The sequence below is a fragment of the Mesorhizobium sp. M6A.T.Ce.TU.016.01.1.1 genome (genome assembly GCF_003997065.1).
In the GTDB taxonomy this organism is placed as follows: Bacteria; Pseudomonadota; Alphaproteobacteria; order Rhizobiales; family Rhizobiaceae; genus Mesorhizobium; species Mesorhizobium mediterraneum.
The window spans coordinates 188777-207264 of record NZ_RZTJ01000002.1 but is presented as its reverse complement, the minus strand read 5'-3'; the positions used below and the strand labels follow the sequence as shown (position 1 = coordinate 207264).

At 61.2% G+C, this 18488-nt stretch carries 17 protein-coding genes; 6 read left to right on the top strand and 11 right to left on the bottom strand.

What is annotated here, in order from left to right:
- Positions 1 to 44: 44 nt before the first annotated feature.
- The 3 genes from EOC94_RS04330 to EOC94_RS04320 are packed head-to-tail and all read right to left on the bottom strand — an operon-like array spanning position 45 to position 2423.
- Positions 45 to 1754, bottom strand: a complete 1710-nt coding sequence (locus EOC94_RS04330; protein ID WP_095486257.1) for a tetratricopeptide repeat protein — start codon at positions 1752 to 1754, stop codon at positions 45 to 47.
- A gap of 4 nt (positions 1755 to 1758) precedes the next feature.
- Complete coding sequence (locus EOC94_RS04325) at positions 1759 to 1926, bottom strand: DUF1127 domain-containing protein (RefSeq protein ID WP_280953381.1); 168 nt, start codon at positions 1924 to 1926, stop codon at positions 1759 to 1761.
- The gene (locus EOC94_RS04320; RefSeq protein ID WP_245465489.1) at positions 1926 to 2423 is read right to left on the bottom strand and encodes a methyltransferase domain-containing protein; all 498 of its coding nucleotides are present in this window, start codon (positions 2421 to 2423) and stop codon (positions 1926 to 1928) included. Before EOC94_RS04320 ends, EOC94_RS04325 begins: the two co-directional genes overlap by 1 nt.
- 2 nt (positions 2424 to 2425) lie before the next feature.
- On the opposite strand from EOC94_RS04320, the gene EOC94_RS04315 reads away from it, so the two are divergent.
- Positions 2426 to 2848 carry an AbrB family transcriptional regulator gene (locus EOC94_RS04315; protein ID WP_095486254.1) on the top strand — a complete coding sequence of 141 codons (423 nt, stop codon included), beginning with the start codon at positions 2426 to 2428 and terminating at the stop codon, positions 2846 to 2848.
- Between the two features lie 115 nt (positions 2849 to 2963).
- Here the strand turns inward: EOC94_RS04315 and EOC94_RS04310 are convergent, their stop codons facing one another.
- The 7 genes from EOC94_RS04310 to EOC94_RS04280 form a co-directional block, all read right to left on the bottom strand.
- The gene (locus EOC94_RS04310; RefSeq protein ID WP_127288761.1) at positions 2964 to 4355 is read right to left on the bottom strand and encodes a glycosyltransferase; all 1392 of its coding nucleotides are present in this window, start codon (positions 4353 to 4355) and stop codon (positions 2964 to 2966) included.
- A 498-nt stretch (positions 4356 to 4853) separates the two neighbouring features.
- A complete protein-coding gene (locus tag EOC94_RS04305) occupies positions 4854 to 5603 on the bottom strand; it encodes a ribonuclease activity regulator RraA (RefSeq protein ID WP_127288759.1) in 750 nt (249 codons plus the stop codon).
- 23 nt (positions 5604 to 5626) lie between these two features.
- Positions 5627 to 6790: a mandelate racemase/muconate lactonizing enzyme family protein gene (locus EOC94_RS04300; RefSeq protein ID WP_127288757.1), complete on the bottom strand. Its 1164-nt coding sequence runs from the start codon at positions 6788 to 6790 to the stop codon at positions 5627 to 5629.
- 30 nt (positions 6791 to 6820) lie between these two features.
- Positions 6821 to 7918 carry an ABC transporter ATP-binding protein gene (locus tag EOC94_RS04295; RefSeq protein WP_127288755.1) on the bottom strand — a complete coding sequence of 366 codons (1098 nt, stop codon included), beginning with the start codon at positions 7916 to 7918 and terminating at the stop codon, positions 6821 to 6823.
- Between the two features lie 10 nt (positions 7919 to 7928).
- On the bottom strand, positions 7929 to 8819 hold the full coding sequence (locus EOC94_RS04290) for a carbohydrate ABC transporter permease (protein WP_127288753.1): 891 nt from the start codon (positions 8817 to 8819) through the stop codon (positions 7929 to 7931).
- Complete coding sequence (locus tag EOC94_RS04285) at positions 8816 to 9775, bottom strand: sugar ABC transporter permease (RefSeq protein WP_095486248.1); 960 nt, start codon at positions 9773 to 9775, stop codon at positions 8816 to 8818. The genes EOC94_RS04290 and EOC94_RS04285 overlap by 4 nt, the downstream gene beginning before the upstream one ends.
- 77 nt (positions 9776 to 9852) lie before the next feature.
- A complete protein-coding gene (locus EOC94_RS04280) occupies positions 9853 to 11331 on the bottom strand; it encodes a sugar ABC transporter substrate-binding protein (protein WP_127204221.1) in 1479 nt (492 codons plus the stop codon).
- A 212-nt stretch (positions 11332 to 11543) separates the two neighbouring features.
- Here EOC94_RS04280 and EOC94_RS04275 point away from each other — a divergent pair, with 212 nt between their 5' ends.
- The 5 genes from EOC94_RS04275 to EOC94_RS04255 all read left to right on the top strand — a co-directional run bounded on the left by EOC94_RS04275 (position 11544) and on the right by EOC94_RS04255 (position 16517).
- Positions 11544 to 12254: a GntR family transcriptional regulator gene (locus EOC94_RS04275; RefSeq protein WP_127288751.1), complete on the top strand. Its 711-nt coding sequence runs from the start codon at positions 11544 to 11546 to the stop codon at positions 12252 to 12254.
- 53 nt (positions 12255 to 12307) lie between these two features.
- Entirely contained in the window at positions 12308 to 13474 is a 1167-nt protein-coding gene (locus EOC94_RS04270) for a mandelate racemase/muconate lactonizing enzyme family protein (protein WP_127288749.1), read from the top strand.
- A gap of 45 nt (positions 13475 to 13519) precedes the next feature.
- A complete protein-coding gene (locus EOC94_RS04265; protein WP_127288747.1) occupies positions 13520 to 14878 on the top strand; it encodes a mandelate racemase/muconate lactonizing enzyme family protein in 1359 nt (452 codons plus the stop codon).
- Positions 14879 to 14981: 103 nt separating this feature from the next.
- Positions 14982 to 15308 (top strand): NIPSNAP family protein, encoded by a 327-nt coding sequence (locus tag EOC94_RS04260; RefSeq protein ID WP_127288745.1) that lies wholly within the window; start codon positions 14982 to 14984, stop codon positions 15306 to 15308.
- Positions 15309 to 15317: 9 nt separating this feature from the next.
- Complete coding sequence (locus tag EOC94_RS04255) at positions 15318 to 16517, top strand: mandelate racemase/muconate lactonizing enzyme family protein (RefSeq protein ID WP_127288743.1); 1200 nt, start codon at positions 15318 to 15320, stop codon at positions 16515 to 16517.
- A gap of 351 nt (positions 16518 to 16868) precedes the next feature.
- On the opposite strand, the gene EOC94_RS04250 is transcribed toward EOC94_RS04255, so the two are convergent.
- Positions 16869 to 18488: an ABC transporter ATP-binding protein gene (locus EOC94_RS04250; RefSeq protein ID WP_127288741.1), complete on the bottom strand. Its 1620-nt coding sequence runs from the start codon at positions 18486 to 18488 to the stop codon at positions 16869 to 16871.

Genomic DNA, 18488 nt, shown 5'->3' with positions numbered 1-18488 from the left:
CACGTTTCCTGAGCCGACAACGACGCCGGCACCTTAAGCGCGGCTCAGAGCCGTTCGATGCCGAGAAAGTCCGGCGCTCCCACCCAGGCGGCCTTGAGGCGTGCATCCATCTCTTCGGCGTCCGCTGCCCTGCCGGTCCTGCGGAAAACCTCGCGCAGGCCCCACAACGCCCAGGCGTTGTTTGGAGTCTGCTCCAGGACGTGCTCGAAAGCTGCCGCGGCCGCCTCGTGCTCGCCCATGGCCATGTGGATCGCGCCGAGCGTCTGTCGGACCGGATAATACCAGTAGGCCGGTTCCATATAGGCAAGGCCGTCCTCGATCGCGACCGCCGCCTCAAGCTTGTTGCGCGCTTCCTGTAGGTCACCCTGGTGCTGGGCAATGCGGGCCTCCACGATTAGCGCGCTCAATTCCAGCAGGTCCGGCGCCGGAAGTCCTCCCGCCGTCTCCGTGGAAAAATCGGTCTCGGCGGCGAGCTTGCGGATTGCGGTGGCTTCTGCGCGCGCCGCCTCGCTCGCACCCGTTGCGGCGAAGGCGACACCCCTCGCATATCGCCAGGTTGCCTCGACATACGGCAGGGCGTTTGCCGGCACCGGCAGCGCGAGTATGACCTCGGGATCGCTGTACTGGGCGTGCGCAAAATAGGTGGCCGCCTTGATCGGCTGCAGCCCAGCCACCTTTCTGGCCATGGTGTCGGAGACCAGCGCTTCGAGCTTTTTGGCCGCCCCGGCGATTGCCTCGACGTCGCCCGCCATCTGTGCGGAGGTCATCAAGAAATGCAGGTTGTGAGGATAATAGCCGTCCGTGTAGACACCGGGCGTGCTCTCCGGCGCTATGCTGACGCGCTCGAAATAGGCCTCGTCCGCGACCACCGCCTCGCGGTTGATCTCCAGGCTGTCGATCCACCGGCCGACCTGGTGATAGATGTGAGATGGCATGTGCACGATGTGTCCGGCGCCGGGCATGAGGGCGGCAAGCCGGTCGGCGTAGGGTTCGGCCCTTTCCGGCGTCTTGGACGCTTCGACGGCGTGGATATAGAGATGGATCGCGCCGGCATGATCCGGATTGCGGCCCAGCACCCGCTCCAGTGAGGCCACAAGCTTGATCGTGTCCGGCTTTGGCGTTGCTCCGCTGTCAAGCCAGTAGTCCCACGGCATCAGGTTCATAAGCGCGTCGGCGTAGAGCGTGGCGATCTCGTCGTCCTGCGGATGGCGTTCGGCCAGTTTCGCCATCGCCGTGGCATAGGCCCGGTTGAGGGCGCCCTGGTCGGTCGAAGTGTCGGCGCTGTAACGCTTGGAGAGCGCGGCGATGAGGTCCTTTTCCCGGCTGGAGGCGAGGTGCGCCAACTTGCGCGCCTGCGCGACGGCTTCGGCGGCGTTCGCGGCTGCCTCCGGATCCATGCCGGCGTTGATGTTGGGGCCGAGCACGTAAGCCTCGCCCCAGAAACACATGGCGCAGGTCGGGTCCAGCTTCTGCGCGGCCCTGAAAGCGCGCTGCGCCTCAGAGTGATTGAACGCCCACGCCCAGCGCAGGCCCTGGTCGAAATAGGCCTGCGTCAGCGGGTTAGCGGTGGTGACAAGGTAGGAATGGCTGCCTAGGTTTTCGAACAGCGGGACGCTTGTCGAATCCTCGGCAACCGCCGCCGCCTTGGCCTGGCGGTGCGGAAGGCCCGAGTCATGGGCATTGGCGGCGGGCGCCGCCAGAAGGGCGGCCACGCTCGCACAGGCCAGTAGCGGGAGCCTAAATGAAAGCTTCATGGTTTCAGCCCGCCTTGTCTTCTTGGCCGCGCTTCAAGCCGCGGACCACCAAACCAATTTCGGACCGGCTGATCCCGATGTCCTTCAGGAGGGCATCCTCCATTGCCGCAAGGGTCCGTTCCGCCATACGGTGAACCCGGTAGTCCCGGAAAGAGCGGTAAGCTGCTCGCATTATCGACATTGCAACGCTCCATGATTAACGCCGCGGAATGCAGCGGTGCCGTTGCATTTAAACCATCCCTGTTTCAGGCGTTTTTCCGCGCTGAACGCGAAGTGTTTCGTTTGTTTCAGCGCCGAGGAGCGCTTCCCCGGTGGTGTGAATTCCGAGCTGCCAGAGGCGCGGGAAACCACCTTCTTTCTTGGCGCTGGATCGTGAAACCGGCCTCCGCGATCAGCCACGCTGGCTCGCGCGTCAGATGCCAGCCGCCGGCAAGCCAGCCCCACAGTCCGACAAGACGCCCTTGCAGCGTGCTCGGGGAGCGGAGTTTCGCCGCCGCCATGCTCTATGAACACCAGCCGCCCGCCGGCCTTCAGGACGCGGCGGAACTCAGCCAGCGCGCCGTTCGGGTGCGGGATCGTGCAAAGCGAGTAGGTGAGGACCACGGTATCGGCCATAGCATCAGCCAGGCGCTTCTGGTCTGCATTCTGCCGCCACTCATTGTTTGACATCCATGGCTCGGCAACCGACGGCATCAACCTGCGGACCTTATTGGTTCGGACAGTTTCTCATCGGCATTTCGATTGGCTCTCGCTTCAAGAGGGAGGTGGTCTTGCGGCTTCCTCGCGTCTTCGTCAGTAGCGCGGTTTTCATTCTGATCCTTGCCACCTTGCTTTTCGGTTATGCTGCCCTTCTGTGCTGGCTAACGGGACTGGACCTGGCCAGTGCGACCCTCGGCGCCTCGCCTGGCGGCCTGGTCGAAATGGCCATCACCGCACAAACGCTGCACTTGTCCGTCGGGCTTGTGACAGGGTTTCATGTTGTCAGGGCATTTCTCGTCAACGGATTCGCGACGAAGTTTTGGGTAGAATTTCATCGCGTCGGATTGTTTACCGGCCTGGACTGGATCGCCAGCAGATTAAAGAGACATCGATGATGCATCGAGAGACCGGCAGGTACACGAACCGAGCCGACGAAATTTCCTTTCAGCGGAAGGGATAGGCTGAAGACGGATGCAGCAGTCCAGGCGCGAACGCAGCGTCCCACAGCCGTCACTTTGTGGAGTCACTGCGCGTCGCCACCGCGTCCTTGACGGCATTCGCAAGGTTGGCGAGGATTCTCCATTCCTGCTTGAGACCTTCGAGCGTTGCCTCAAACGAACGGGTGCGGGTAGCTCGGGCACCAGCATGGCTCGCGACAGCGTGCGAATAGAGATCGACGGTCTGCTGCGCGGTCGAAGATTGTGAGTAGGAGGCCGCAGTCAATCTGGCTTCTTCTTGCAGTGCCGCTCGGCCCGGCGGAGTGAGCGCGCGGACTCTGGCGAGAGCCTTGGAGAATTGGCCTGGGGACGCATCGGCTGACAGGAGATAGCCGTTCTTTCCGGTGCGTACCACTTCACGGACTCCAGGTTCATCAAGCCCAACTACGGGAACGCCGGTCGCCATCGCCTCGACGAGCACAAGACCCTGGGTTTCGGAACGCGACGAGAAGGCGAAGACGTCCATCGCGGCATAGACGTCGGCCAGATCGGCGCCTTCGACCACGCCTAGCAGATGGCACCTGTCCTGAAGACCCGCCTCTTCCAGCATGCGGCGCATTTCGGACGCTGACGCACCGTCGCCGGCGACGACAAAATGCGCGCGCTCATTTTGCAAAAGAAACAGGCAAACCGCTTCAGTGAGGTAAGTCAGGTTCTTCTCCGGCGCCAGCCGGCCTACGTGCCCGACGATGAAATCGGTTTCCACTATTCCCAACCGGCTCCGCAATCTCAGCCGATCTCCATCGGCGAACCTGGCCAGATCAATGCCGGTCGGGATTGTGGTGATCGGTTTGGTGACGTCGTGGTGGCGCAAGAGGTCGGCAATGCTGTGAGTTGGAGCGATGATATGATCGCACAGGTCACAGTAGCCAGCCGCCAGGCTGAGCACGAGCCGTTGGAGGACCGGTGCATCCTGCGCAACGTAGTGGCCGTAGAGTTCGTAGCGGGTGTGATAGGTAAATATCGTCGGCAATGCTCGCGACGCCGCGGTGCGAAGGGCGGTGTCGCCGAGAAGAAACGGGTGGTGCGAATGGACGACATCCGGTTCGAAGGCGTTCAGTGTCTTCTCGAGCGAGCGGGTGAACGGAATCGGCACTGAAAAATCGCTGCCGTTAAAATTCTGGATCGCAGGGACACGAAGGATGTCGCTTTCTGATCGAGCTGCTTCCGCATAGTCCGGCGCGACGATCAGGACTGCATGCCCCAACTCACGCAGCATTTCCGACAACGACGCAACGCTGTGTGCAACGCCGCCGACATGCGGGCTGAATGTGTTGGTAAACATCACAATGTTCATGCAGGGCCTGTCGAGTACCGCGCCTATCGATCGAAGGGAGGTAGCCTCCAAAGCAATCGCCGCGTCCAGCTTGTCGAGCCATCGGATGATCGAAATCCGATCTTCCACAGTCCGGACTCCCTGCGACAACCAGGCAGCAAGTTTGGGAGCCTGGCGCTCGGACTAAACCTTGACGTTGCCGTCAAGGATCACCTTACCATCCTGAACATTAACGCGGAAAGCATGAGCTTCGGCCTCGCGCTTCAGCGCTGACTTGTGCGTTTCTTGATGTAGGAAACTAGGGGCCTGGTGTGCCGAGCAAATACCAACTCGTCCGACCGCGCTCGTGACCTCTAGGACCGCGTCAAACGCCTCGCTTCGAGAACGAAGATCCCTCCCTCCTGTTCGCCGAGGTCGGCAAGAAGTGACTCTCGAAAACCCGAAACCAGAATCAACACAGTCCGTCAAGAGCCGACATTCGGCGGACTTCGGGGAAGTCTGAATCACGTCAATCCCGGCTGCCAGATCGAAAGCGGTGCCCCAAAGCGAAATTCGACTCCCCACTTTTTCGTAGACGCCGGCGATACCGCCAGACGGTCTGCCGCCCGCCGCAGGGTAATCCATGCGCTAAGTCGGGTTCTCCAACCGGTTTGTTTTGCGCCACTCTTCATACTCCCCGCGGGCATCGTCATGCAGCGGATAATAGCGCTGCAACGACCCGCCTCCCATGAGTTTCACTCGCGAGAACTCCTCCCAGTCGTGATGCTTCTGTGATTCTTCGATTACCTTTGCCGCCATTGCGACGGGGAGCACCACCACGCCATCGTCGTCGGCGATGATGATGTCGCCGGGGATCACCGTGACACCGCCGCAGGCAATCGGAACGTTGACCGCATTGGGGTAGATGCTGGTCTGCACATGATAATTTGGCGTCCAGCCGCGCAGCCATAGCGGCAGATCGAGCTTTTCAACATTGGGCCGGTCGCGCATGCACCCGTCGATGACGATACCCGCGCCGCCTCTGCCTTTGAAATACGTTGACATCATATCGCCGAAGACGCCCGAGCTCATGTCGCCGCGCGCGTCGACCACGACCACATCGCCCTCCTGTGCGTGATAAAGCACGTGCCGATGCAGCTGCGTCTCTGGATCGGCATATTCTCCCTCGGTGAATAGGTCCGGCCGCTGCGGCATGAACTGCAGCGTCAGCGCCGGCCCGACGATCGACTTCCCGTGGTTCTGCGCCACCGGTCCGACCATGTGCGGATTGCGAAAACCCATGTGGCCAAGCGTGCCGGCAACCGTCGCGGCGCCGATCTCCCTTAGCGCGTCGATCAGGTCTTTTGGCGGCCGCGTGATGTCGGGAGCATGTGTCATCGTGGACTCCGGTTGAAAGGGAACTACCAGTTCGTAACAGAACCGTCGCGGCGCTTAAGGTGAGGCGCTTCCCAATAACGAAAGCTCGCCGCCTGGATTGCCTCCTCGTTGACCTCGACGCCTAGCCCCGGCAGATCGCCGACCGGATAGTTGGTCCCGTCGAGCCGTGGTTGCACCGGGAAGAAGTCGGAATTGTCGAAGCCCAGCTTTCTTTCGGGCGCCCTGGTCTCGAGCCACGCGAAGTTGGAGACCGCGGCGGCGAGATGCATGGTCGCGGCCGTGCACACCGGGCCAAGCGGATTGTGCGGCATCAGGTCGACGTAGTGCGCTTCACTCCAGCCAGCGACTTTCATCGCCTCGGTGAGTCCGCCGACATTGCAAACATCGAGCCGGTTGAACTGATGGATGCCGCGTTCGATATAGGGCAGGAACTGCCACTTGCTGGCGAATTCCTCGCCGATGGCAAAAGGAATGTCGGTCATCGTGCGCAGGGATTCGTAGGCCTCCGGTGTCTCGTCCCGTATTGGCTCCTCGAGGAAATCAAGCACGCCGCGGCCGAGCTTGTTGCAGAAGCTCGCCGCCTCTGCCACCGACAGCCGATGATGATAGTCGATGCCGAGGACGACGTCGTCGCCCAGCGCCTCGCGCGCCTTGTTCATCATACTCGCGGTAGCGCCGATCGACTCGCGCGGCTCGAAGATGTCCCTGCCGTTTTGCCCGACGGGGAAGAAGCGGATCGCCTGCCACCCCTGCGCGCGCAGTTCGCGGGCTCGTTCTATGGCAACATCCCCCTCGGCCTCGTCTCCGGTCGAGGCGAAGGTGGGGACGCGGTCGCGCTGCTTGCCGCCCAGCAGCTCGTAGACAGGCACCCCCAATGCCTTGCCCTTGATGTCGTGAAGGGCGATGTCGATGGCGGAAATCGCCGCCTGCAGAACTCGCCCGCCCTCGAAGTACTGGCTGCGATAAACCTCCTGCCAGATCCGGCCAATCTGCATCGGGTCGCGGCCGATGAGAAACTCGCGATAGTGCTCGACCGCGCCGGCCACGGCCTTCTCACGACCGCTCAAGCCGCTCTCGCCCCAGCCGAAGATGCCTTGGTCGGTCTCGACCTTGACGAGCATCTGGTTGCGCGTTCCTACCCATACTGGATAGGGCTTGATCGCGGTGATCTTAAGCTTCTCAGTCATCTACGCCCACGTTCCACGCGCCGCCCTATCTCAGTTGGCCGTGAGGGCCATTTCAGTTTCGCCGTCGAACAGATGCATCCGCTCCTGATCGAACTCGAGCCAGATCTGTTCGTCAGGTGCGACGGCGATGTTGGGAGGCACGCTGATGTTGACGATGGCGCCGGAGAGGAACGCCTGCACGAAGGTGACGTCTCCGGTTGGTTCCACCGTAAAGGCCTTGGCCGGAATGGCACCGGGGACCGCGCTGTTGTGCAGCTTGATCGTCGAGTGTCGCGCTCCGAGCACGACTTTCTTGGTCGTCGCCTTCTGGACCTTGCGCGCGTTGAGTTGCGACAGGTCGAGGCTCCAGCCTTCCGCGCTGGTCAACACGGTGTTGCCGTTTGCCGTCGATGCCTCAAGCGGAATAAGGCTCATCGCCGGGCTGCCTATGAAGCTCGCGACAAACATGTTCACGGGATGGGCGAAAACCTGTGCCGGCGAATCGTATTGCTGCAGATAGCCACCGTTCATTACCGCCATCCTGTCTGCCATGGTCACGGCCTCGAGCTGGTCGTGCGTTACATAGATGATCGTCGCCTTCAGGTCCTGATGGAACCGCTTTATTTCGGACCGCATCTGCACGCGCAGTTTGGCATCGAGGTTAGAGAGCGGCTCATCCATCAGGAACACAGCGGGGTCGCGGACGAGGGCACGGCCCAGGGCCACACGCTGCTGCTGTCCGCCCGAAAGTTCGCGCGGCTTGCGCTCGAGCAAGTGCGTCATGTCGAGCACTCGCGCCGCTTCCTTGACCTTCTTGTCAATCTCGTCCCTGGGGAGTTTGCGCATCTGCAACGGGAACGCCAGGTTCTTGTAGACCGATTTCTGCGGGTAGAGCGCGTAGTTCTGGAACACCATTGCGATGTCGCGGTCCTTGGGGTCGAGGTCGTTGACCACTCGTTCCCCGATGACGATGTCGCCCGATGTGATCGGGATCAGCCCCGCGACGAGATTAAGCGTGGTCGTCTTGCCGCAGCCTGAAGGGCCGACTAACGCAACGAATTCGCCGTCATTGACCGTCAACGAAACGTCGTTGACGGCTTTGAAGCTGCCATAGGTCTTGACGAGATCTTTGAGGACCACGTGGGCCATCGGCAACTCCCTAATGCTTGACCGCGCCTTCTGTAAGGGCGCGTACGAAGTATCGTTGCAGGACGAGGAACAGCACCACGACGGGCACGCTCATCATAAAGCTGGCCGCCATCAGGCCCGGAAAGTCCGTCGTGTTTTCCGAGAAGAAGCGCTGGATGCCGACCGGCAGGGTCAGCTGTTCGTTCTTGGAGAGGAAAGTGTAGGCGTAGATGTATTCGTTCCACGCGCCGATGAAGGAATAGATCGCGGTGGCGATGATCCCCGGCGTCGAGAGCGGCATCACGATCAGGATGAAGGCCTGGAACCGCGTTGCGCCATCAATGCGCGCCGCCTGCTCGAGCTGCACCGGGATGTTGTCGTAGAAGCCCTTGAGCAGCCAGATCGCCAGCGGCAGGCCGAAGGTGAGATAGGTGAGGATCAGCGAGCCGTGCGTGTTCACCAGCCCCAGCACGCGCATCAGGATGAAGAGCGGCACGAGAAAGATCACCGCCGGGAACATGTTGCGCAGCAGCACCGAGAAGAACAGGAAGTTTCGGCCGGGGAAACTGAAGCGCGAAAACGCGTAGGCCGCAGGGACAGCCACGATCACCGAAAGGATTGTCGTGACTGTCGACACGAAAAGGCTGTTCCAGAAGAAGCGGAGGAAGTCCTGACCGACGCTGTTCTGCGGATCGAGCAGCTTTTGATAGCTGGCGAGGGTAGGCTGGTCCGGCCACCATTGCGGCGGGAACTGCATCGCCGCGAACCCGGACTTGATCGAAGTGATCAGCATCCAGATCATCGGCAACGCGGTGTAAAGCAGCATGAAAACGAGGAAGATGCGCCCGGCCCACCGCCATCCGTCGACGCGCATGCGGCGCCGGGTCTGGCCTCGAGGGGCTGTCTCGGCAATCGTGCTCATGCGCTCCCTTCTTTCCGCTCGTTGCCGCTAAGCGCGCGGACGTAGAAGTAGCCCAGCGTCATCAGGATGAGGAACAGGAGCACCGAATAGGCCGATGCCACGCCCCAGAGCTGTCGGCCGAAGGCGAGCTCATAAATGTGGGTGATCCAGATATGCGATGCGTTCGACGGCCCGCCGCCGGTCATGATCCAGGGGATGATGAAGGAATTGAAGTTGGCCACCGCGAGCAGCAGGATCGTCACTGTCGAGACGTTGCGCAAATGCGGGAAGGTGACGTGCCAGAAACGCTGCCATGCACTGGCCCCGTCGACTTTTGCAGCGCTCAGCAACTGTTCGGGGACTGTCTGCAGGCCGGCCATCATCATGATCATGGCAAATGGAAACTCGCGCCAGATATTGACGACGATCAGGGATGGCAGCACCGTGCTGACGCTGTCGATGAAATTCGGCGGCCGGTCGGCCAATCCGAGGCCGACCAGCACTGCGCCGATGATCCCGAAGTCCGAATGGTAGATCCACCTCCAGATATAGGAGGCGGCGACCGCGCTGATGACCCAGGGAACGATCAGGACAGCGCGCAGGACACCACGGCCGATAAAATCGCGGTGGAGCGCCAGCGCGGCAGCAAACCCCAGGACAAAAGAGATGAAAGTGGATCCCACTGTCCAGATCAGAGTGTTCCAGGTGACTTTCCAGAACACACGACTGGCGAGGATGGTCGTGTAGTTGTCGAAGCCGATAAAGGTCTTGTCGCGGAGCTGTAGGCCAGGCGGCGTCTTAAAGAACGACAGCTCGATCGTGTAGTAGATCGGATAGGCGATCACGATGAGCATCACGGCGATCGCAGGGAGCACGTATGCGTAGTCGGCGCGATGCTCCCATATCTTCCGCAACAAGCCGGATTTACCGGGTTGCAATATTCGGCGAGCCTCGGCCTTGCCGGTCACGATCGTCACTGTGGCGTGCCCTCGTTCTTCGGAACGAGCCGGCTGCACTATCGGCGCAGCCGGCCAGATCGCAGGTCAGGCTTGGACTAGAGTCCGCCCATCAGATCTTTGACCTTCTGGGCCGCGTCGTCCGCTGCCTCGTCGACGGTCATCGCTCCGGTTAGGGCATTCTGCAGCATGTCCGGGACGATGATGTTCATGATCTCGGGGGATTGCGGCAGCGCTGGGAACGGGATGCCATATGGCAGCATCGAGGTCGTCACATCGAGGAACTCGATGTTGTCGAGACGTTCCTTCATCCATTTGGTCTTGAAACCATTAAGGTTGCCTGGGTTCGAGCCGGCGTAGGCCATCTTCAGCGACCACTCAGGGCTCGCCCACATGCAGATGATGGCCTTTGCAGCCGGCTCGTCTACCTTGCCGCCCTCGACATATTCGGGCTTCAGAATGTGAATGTTCGAGCCGCCGAACACGACGGCGCGCTTGCCGTCGGGGCCAGTCGGAATCAGGCCGTAGCGCATGTTGTCGATGACGGTCTGCGCCTTGTCTTTGTCGGTGCCTGTCGCCTTCTTCTGCAGGTCGAGCATCACGTCGTAGTCGGACGGGTGCGAGATCATCATGCCAAGCTGGCCGGCGAGGAACAGGGGCTGGTTATCGGCCTGCTGGTTGGTGAGTGCCGAAACCGGAACCGATTTGTCGCGAACGTACATGTCGTATGAGGCTTGCAGCGCTGCCTTGCTCTGCGGGCTGCCGAGTTGGACCTCCTCATAGGTCGGGTTCGCGGTGGCTTCGTCGAAGACGCCGCCGCCATAGGCCCATAGCTGTGGCATGAAACGGTACGGCGTATTGCCGGCATTCTTGCGAGCCACGAGGCCGTAGCCGGCAATGCCGAGCTTGTCGTGGATCTGCTTGGAATATTTGACGACGTCGTCCCAGGTTGCCGGCGGCTTGTCCGGATCGAGGCCCGCCCGCTTGAAGATGTCGGCGTTCCAGATGAATGCCATCGTCTCGTTGTTGGTCGGAATGCCGTAGGTTACGTCCTCCCAGGTTACGGCCTTCATGGCGCCGGGCCAGAAATCATCGGTCGAATAGCCGACATCCTCGGGTTTGAGCGGTTCCAGGTAGCCCTTTGACGCGAACTCGGTACCACCCAGGATTTGCAGGCGGACCGCCATCGGCGCGGCATTGCCCAGGAGCGCCGTGCGGAACTTGTCGAGAAGGTCGTTATAGGTGAGGGCTTGTTCCTCGAGCTGGATGTTCGGATAGGTCTTGCGGAAGGTCTCGAAGAATTCCTTGTAGTACTGGCGCAGGAGGTCGGGGTCGCCCTCGAACACGCCCTGATACCAGAAAGTCAGTCGCCCCTTGTAGTCGAGCGGGGTGACCTTGGCGCAATCGGCTGCCGTGTCAAAATCCTGTGTGCCGGCAATGGAGCGCACATATTCCGGCGACCACTTGCTCAGGTCGACCGGCGGCGCACCGAGTGCCGATGTGGACATCAGCGATGCCATCAAAGCAGTGGCGACAGTGCCGCGCAGGACCGCACTGCCGAGCGTAATCCTCGTCATAGGTATCCTCCCTGGTTCTCAATGCCGCCCTGCGCCGAGGCAAAGCGGCCTAGCTCGTTCGACCGCGGGACGCCTTTCTATTCTATGTATCCCTTCGATCACCTTGTACGTTTTCAGATCATGGATTGCCTGTCAACGCATAGGATCGTACATTGTTTGTGGAAACCGTGTGTGATATCGGGCAGAGTATGTACTGAATAGGGGAGCCGGCCTTGGCCGAAATAAGTGATTTTAAAGCCATGCCACCGGCTGAGATTGACCCCATAGGGGCCTCCAGCGAGGGCGCCTCAGTTTACGAACTGATTAGGGAAGACATCATCGAAGGACGGCTCGCCGCCAACGAACGGCTTGTGGTCACCGATCTCGCCCGGCGTCACGGCACCTCGACCAACCCCGTGCGCGAGGCCCTGCAGCTCTTGCGCGGGGAGGGGTTTGTCATCTTTCTCCCCAACCGCGGGGCGCGCGTCCGACCCATAGATCAGGATTTTGTGCGGGATATCTACGAGATCGGTGTTCTGATCGAGCCGGCCCTGACGCGATGGTTTGTGAATATGGCGACCGGCGAGGACATCGCCGAACTCGAACGTCTCCAAGGCCTGATCGAAGAGAACAACTTCGCCGACACGTTCAGGCACAGCGAGCTGGATACGGCTTTCCACACCGTGATGTACCAGCGGCACTATAACCGCCATGCCGCCGAACTTTGGTGGAAGCATCGCGAAGTGCTGCGAGCCGTGAGCCGGCGTTTCAACTTCACGCTTGCACGGCGTGCCGCGATCATTCGCGAGCACCGCGAACTCATCGCGCTCGTAAAGGCGGGAGAGGCCGACAAGGCGGCCGAACTCGTTTCTCGCCATGTCGAGGGTTCGGGCCGGCATATTCTCGAACAGATGCGAGCGCGCAACGCCGCTCGGGCCGGATAGAATGTCCAGTCCAGAACATCGTTAGCCCGACCATTTCGAAAAAGGTAGTTGAGATGAAAATCACGAGCATTCGGCCGTGGCTGATCAAGTCCGATGCTTCCTATTGGGGAGAGTTCCTTTTCGTCGAGGTGACGACCGACGAAGGGGTGAGCGGCTGGGGAGAGATCACGACAACCACAAGGCTCGCCAACCGCGCCCTGTGCACGATCCTGCGGCAGATCGGCATCGCCGTGACAGGCGAGAATCCAGCTCATATCGAGCGTCTCTGGCACAAGATTTTCCGCAGCTTCACCTACATGGGCAGCCGCGGCGCCGCCGTCGAATGCGTGAGCGCCATCGATATAGCCCTCTGGGATATCCGGGGCAAAGTCCTCGGTAAGCCGATCTACGAGCTGCTAGGCGGACCGGTGCGCGATGAAATCGCACTCTACACCCATCCTAACCAGGCCAAATTCACCAGCAAGGAGGCTGTGGTCCGCGAAATTTTGGACATCGTCGAGTCCGGACACACAGCGCTCAAGTTCGATCCTTTCCCCCACCAGGGCCGCACCGCCGATGGCCTGTCCCGCGAACAGCGGGACGGTTACCTCGATGGCAGCATGACCCGCAAGGACGAGCGCGAAGCGGCCGAACTCACGGCGCTGATCCGCGAAACGGCGGGGCCTGATGTCGACATTCTCATCGACGCGCATGGCCGCTTCGACGTTCCCACCGCCATTCGCCTATGTCGGAGCCTGGAGGAAGCCGGCCAGATCGACTGGTTTGAGGAGCCCTGTCCGCCCGAGAGCCTTAACGCACTCAAGCAGGTGCGTGAGAAGGTCAGTGCCGCGATCTCGTGGGGCGAGCGCGGCCACACGAAATGGGATTTCGTGCCGGTACTCGAGAACAAGCTCGCTGACTACATCATGCCTGATGTGACCTGGACCGGCGGCATTACCGAACTCAAGAAGATTTCCGCCCTATGCGAAGCCTACTACATCCCGGTCTCGCCGCATGACGCCGCTGGGCCGATCAACGTGGTTGCGGGAGCGCAGGTGATGATGACCGTTCCCAACTTCTACAAGCTCGAAACGTCGGAGTGGAACCTGGGCAAATACGATCACCTCATCGACAGACCTCTCGACGTTTCGAACGGCAGCCTGAAGCTGACATCGAAGCCTGGTCTGGGTGTTGAGATGGACCGCGACTACCTGCAGGCCCATGAGATTGAGCTGGGCTAGTTTAGGCCTGCCCACGAGCCCAGCTGACCAGAACGAGGACTGATCATGCCAAAAACAGATGGGGCCGACGAGGCGCTCAATCGGGTGAACACGGACTCCAAGCCGTCCGACCTTCGCATCACCGACATGCGGGTTGCCGAAATCGTCGGTGCGCCGTTCACCTCGGCGCTCATCAAGATCTACACCAACCAGGGCATTGTCGGCCTGGGCGAAGTGCGTGACGGCGCTAGCGCCACCTATGCGCTGATGCTGAAGAGCCGGTTGCTCGGCGAGAATCCCTGTGACATTGACCGACTGTTCCGCCGCATCAAGCAATTTGGTGGCCATGGCCGGCAAGGCGGCGGCGTCTCGGCGGTCGAAATCGCGCTGTGGGATCTCGCCGGCAAGGCCTATGGCGTGCCGATCTACCAGATGCTCGGGGGACGGTTCCGCGACAAGGTGCGTGTCTATTGCGACACCGACGCCGACAAGCCAAGTGGCACCGAGACCGGCAAGCGCCTCAAGCAGCGCATGGAACTCGGCTTCACGTTCCTCAAGATGGATCTGGGGCTGGCGCAGATCTCCCACATCCCGGGCGCGGTGGTCGCGCCGGCTGGCGTGCTCGACGGTTTCCGCACGCATGCCAGCCGCGGCCGGGCACGCACGTTGGACGAACGCCGGGCGCGCAATGCCGCCTATGACGCGCAGAACGTGCCGCATCCCTTCACCGGCCTCCACTTCACCGAAAAGGGCATCGACCTGCTCGATCAATATATCCACGAGGTCCGCGAGGTGATCGGCTACGAGGTCCCGCTCGCCATCGACCATGTCGGCCACATCTCGCTGCAGGATGGCATCCGTCTCGCCCGGCGGATCGAGAAATATGCACCGGCCTGGCTCGAGGACGTGATCCCCTGGCAGTACACCGAGCAGTATCGGCAGTTGCAGCAGGCTACGTCCGTGCCGATCTGCACGGGTGAGGACATCTATCTCAAGGAAGGCTTCGAGCCGCTGCTCAACTCAGGCATCTCGGTCATCCATCCGGACTTGCTGACCACCGGCGGCATCCTCGAGACCAAGAAGATCGGCGACGCGGCACAGGACCATGGTGTCGCCATGGCGATCCATATGGCGGAAAGTCCAATCGCGGCAATGGCTGCGGCGCATGTCGCGACCGCGACCGAAAACTTCATGGCGCTCGAATATCACTCCGCCGATGTCGACTGGTGGGACGATATCGTCACCGGCGTCCCCAAGCCGCTCGTCAAGGACGGCTTTATCACTGTTCTGGACAAGCCGGGCCTGGGGATTGACGACGTAGTCGACGAGGTAATCTCGCTGCACCTGCAACCGGGGGTCACGGGGATATGGCAATCCACCGAGCATTGGGACAATGAATATAGCTGGGACCGGACCTGGAGTTAGCCCAGACCCCTTTCCCTCATTCCCCCAGGCTCACAGGGCCAACGACCGACCATTCGTGTCGACCTCTCCCAAGGGAGAGGCGAAGAAAGAAACGGACGAAACCATGATCTACGAACTGCGTATCTATGACTGCCTGCCGGGCAGGCTGCCGGCTTTGCTCAAGCGCTTTTCCGACCAAACGCTGGCCATCTGGGAGAGGCATGGCATCCGCCAAGCCGGGTTTTTCACCACGGCGATCGGCGAAAACAGCAATCGCCTCACCTATCTCCTCGCCTGGGAATCGCTGGCCGAGCGTGAGGCGAAATGGGCGGCTTTCGTCACCGATCCGGCATGGCACAGAGCCCGGGACGAGTCTGAGCGCGACGGGCAGATCATTGCCAATATCAGCAGCCAGCTGCTCACGCCGACAGCTTTCTCGTCTGTGAAATAGGACTGCGCCATGAAGATCACCGATCTCCGCTGTGCCGTCATCGGCAAGCACCCCATCGTTCGCGTCGTCACCGACGAGGGCCTCTATGGCCTGGGCGAGGTCGAGTACACCAAGCCGTACCTCAAGCCCTGGGTCCTGCATTTTCGCGAGGCGCTGATCGGCGAAGACCCGACCGACGTCGAGCGGGTGATGCTGAAGATCCGCCAACGCGGCTCTTTCAAGCCCTATGGCGCGGCGGTAAGCGCTATCGAGCATGCGCTGTGGGACATTGCCGGCAAGGCCGCAGGCGTGCCGGCCTACAAGCTGCTCGGCGGCAAGGTGCGCGACAAGGTGCGCGTCTACAACGGCTCGATCCGCCAGAAACGCACGGGCGACCGGCCGGAGGATTACGCCGCTGACGTCAAATGGATGATGGAGCAGCCGCAGAACTTCTTCATGATCAAGCAAGGAATCTCGTTCCACTCCAACATGAAGGACACCATTGAGGGCTTCCATTACGGCGTGACGCAGAAGAAGGCCGGCTATCACGGTGCCATGGATCAAGGCGTGATCAGCGAGCGCGGTTTCAATCACATGCTCGACTGCGTGATCGCGATGAAGGAAGTGCTGGGCGACGAGGTCAGCCTGGCGCTCGACTGCGGCCCGGGCTGGATGCTGCCCGATGCGATCAAGTTCGCTCGCGCGGTCGAGAAGTACAATTTGATGTGGCTCGAGGACATGCTGACTGGCGACTATGTGCCGTGGGTCAATCCGCAGGCCTATCGGGAGCTGACCACCTCCACCTCGACGCCAATCCATACCGGCGAGCAGATCTACCTGCGGCACAATTTCAAGGAGCTGATCGAGACGCAGGCGGTGCGCGTCATTGGTCCCGATCCTGCCGATATCGGTGGCATAGCCGAGCTCAAATGGGTGGCCGAGCACGCCTATATGCACTCGATCCTGATGGCGCCGCACGGCACGGCGAACGGCCTGCTCGGCCTCGGCGCGCTGATCAATGTCTGCGCCACGTTGCCCGCCAACTACGTGGCTTTCGAATATCCCAGCGCTTCGGACCCGTGGTGGAGCGACATCGTCATTGGCCTGCCTGAGCAGGTCGTGAAGGACAGCATGGTGGACCTGCTGGAAGCGCCGGGGCTGGGCCTCGATATCGACGCCGAAGCAACCAGGAAGTACCTCAGGGAAGAGGACGCGGGCTTCTTCGACTGAACCATTCTCGCCGGCATCTGCCGCGCTCGACCCGACTAGCGACGTTTTCCTACATCGACCTGCGCTGGATGTTCGTTAACAACAGCCAACTGTCGCGCAAATCAGGCGGGTGCTCTGTCTGGAATGCAAGCTCAAAGCATGCGTGGTTTATCCCCATTGCGCATTTACGCTTTTGTCGGCGTTGATCCCGAAAGGTCAATCACGTGGGTCCCACTCTTCAGGGTTTGTGTGGTCAGACTTGATACTAATCACCTAGCCGGAATGAACTGTCTCCCTTCTCCCGGAACGGCCAGTGGTTGGCTGTTTTGCTCCCGAAAAAATCTCCCTCCGCTGCAGGCCTGACTGATCGCGTTACGCGCTTAAGCGAAACCGAGTGACGTCGATGGCCGCGGCCATGAGCGTCTGCGTGTAGGTAGCTTGCGGATTGCTGAAGATCGCCTCGGTCGGCCCTTCCTCGACGATCTTGCCCTGCTTCATGACGATGATGTAGTCGGCCATGGCACGCACGACGGCGAGATCGTGGCTTATGAACAGATACGACAGTTCATGGTCGGCCTGCAGCTTGCGCAGCAGCTCGACGATCTGCTTCTGGACGGAGCGGTCGAGCGCCGACGTCGGCTCGTCGAGGACGACCACCTTGGGCTTGAGGATCATCGCGCGCGCGATGGCAATGCGCTGGCGCTGGCCGCCGGAGAATTCGTGCGGGTAGCGATTGCGCGCATTCGGATCGAGCCCGACTTCGCGCAATGCCTCGACCGCGCGCAGATCGCGTTGCTTACCCGACAGGGTCGGCTCATGCACCAGAAGCCCTTCGGTGATGACCTGGCCGACGGTCATGCGCGGCGACAGCGAACCGAACGGGTCTTGGAAGACGAGCTGCAATTCACGCCGCAGCGGCCGCATGGCCTGACGGTCGGCGGAGGAGATATCGCGATCGCCAAAGCGGATGAGGCCATCGCTTGGCAGAAGCCGCAGCAAAGCCCGGCCGAGCGTCGATTTTCCCGAACCGGATTCGCCGACGATGCCGATGGTCTGGTTCCGCTGCAGCCGGATCGAAATGTGATCGACCGCGCGCAGCACCAGCGGCTCTCCGGCAAGAAACCCGCCGCCGATCTTGAAGTTCACTTCGACATTCCTGCCTTCGAGCAGGACAGGCGCGTTTGGCGGCGGCGGCGCTTTGGTTCCGGTCGGCTCGGCGGCCAGCAGCATCTTGGTGTAGGCATGCTGCGGGTTGACGAAGATCGCTTCCGCCTCGCCCTCCTCGACGACTTCGCCGTAGCGCATGACGTAGACGCGGTCGGCAAAGCGCCGGACAATGCCGAGATCGTGGGTGATGAAGACGATCGCCATGCCGAGCTTGCGCTGCAGCTCGGCGAGCAGCATGAGGATCTGCGCCTGGATCGTCACGTCGAGCGCCGTCGTCGGTTCGTCGGCGATCAGTATGTCGGGATCGTTGGCGAGAGCCATGGCGATCATCACCCGCTGTCGCTGGCCACCCGACATTTCATGCGGGTAGGATTTCATCCGCCGCTCGGGATCGGGAATACGAACCAGCCGCAAGAGCTTGAGCGCCTCTTCGCGTGCTTGTGCCGCGCCAAGTCCTCGATGCCGGCGGATCGGCTCGATCAGCTGGTTGCCGATCGAATAGAGCGGATCGAGCGAGGTCATCGGCTCCTGGAAGATCATGCTGATCTTGCGGCCGCGGACCTCGTTCAACTCGGGCTTGCTTAGGGTCAAAAGGTTGCGGCCGCGATAGTCGACGACGCCTGTCGCCTCGCCGTTCGAGGCCAGCAGGCTCATCGCCGCCATCATCGTCTGGCTCTTGCCGGAGCCGGATTCGCCAACCACGGCGACGGTTTCGCCTGAATTGACGTGGATGTTGATGCCCTTGACCGCCTCGACCACGCCGTCGAGCGTGCGGAAGCGGACCCGAAGGTCCCTGACGCTGAGGATCGTTTCGGAAGCGTCCAT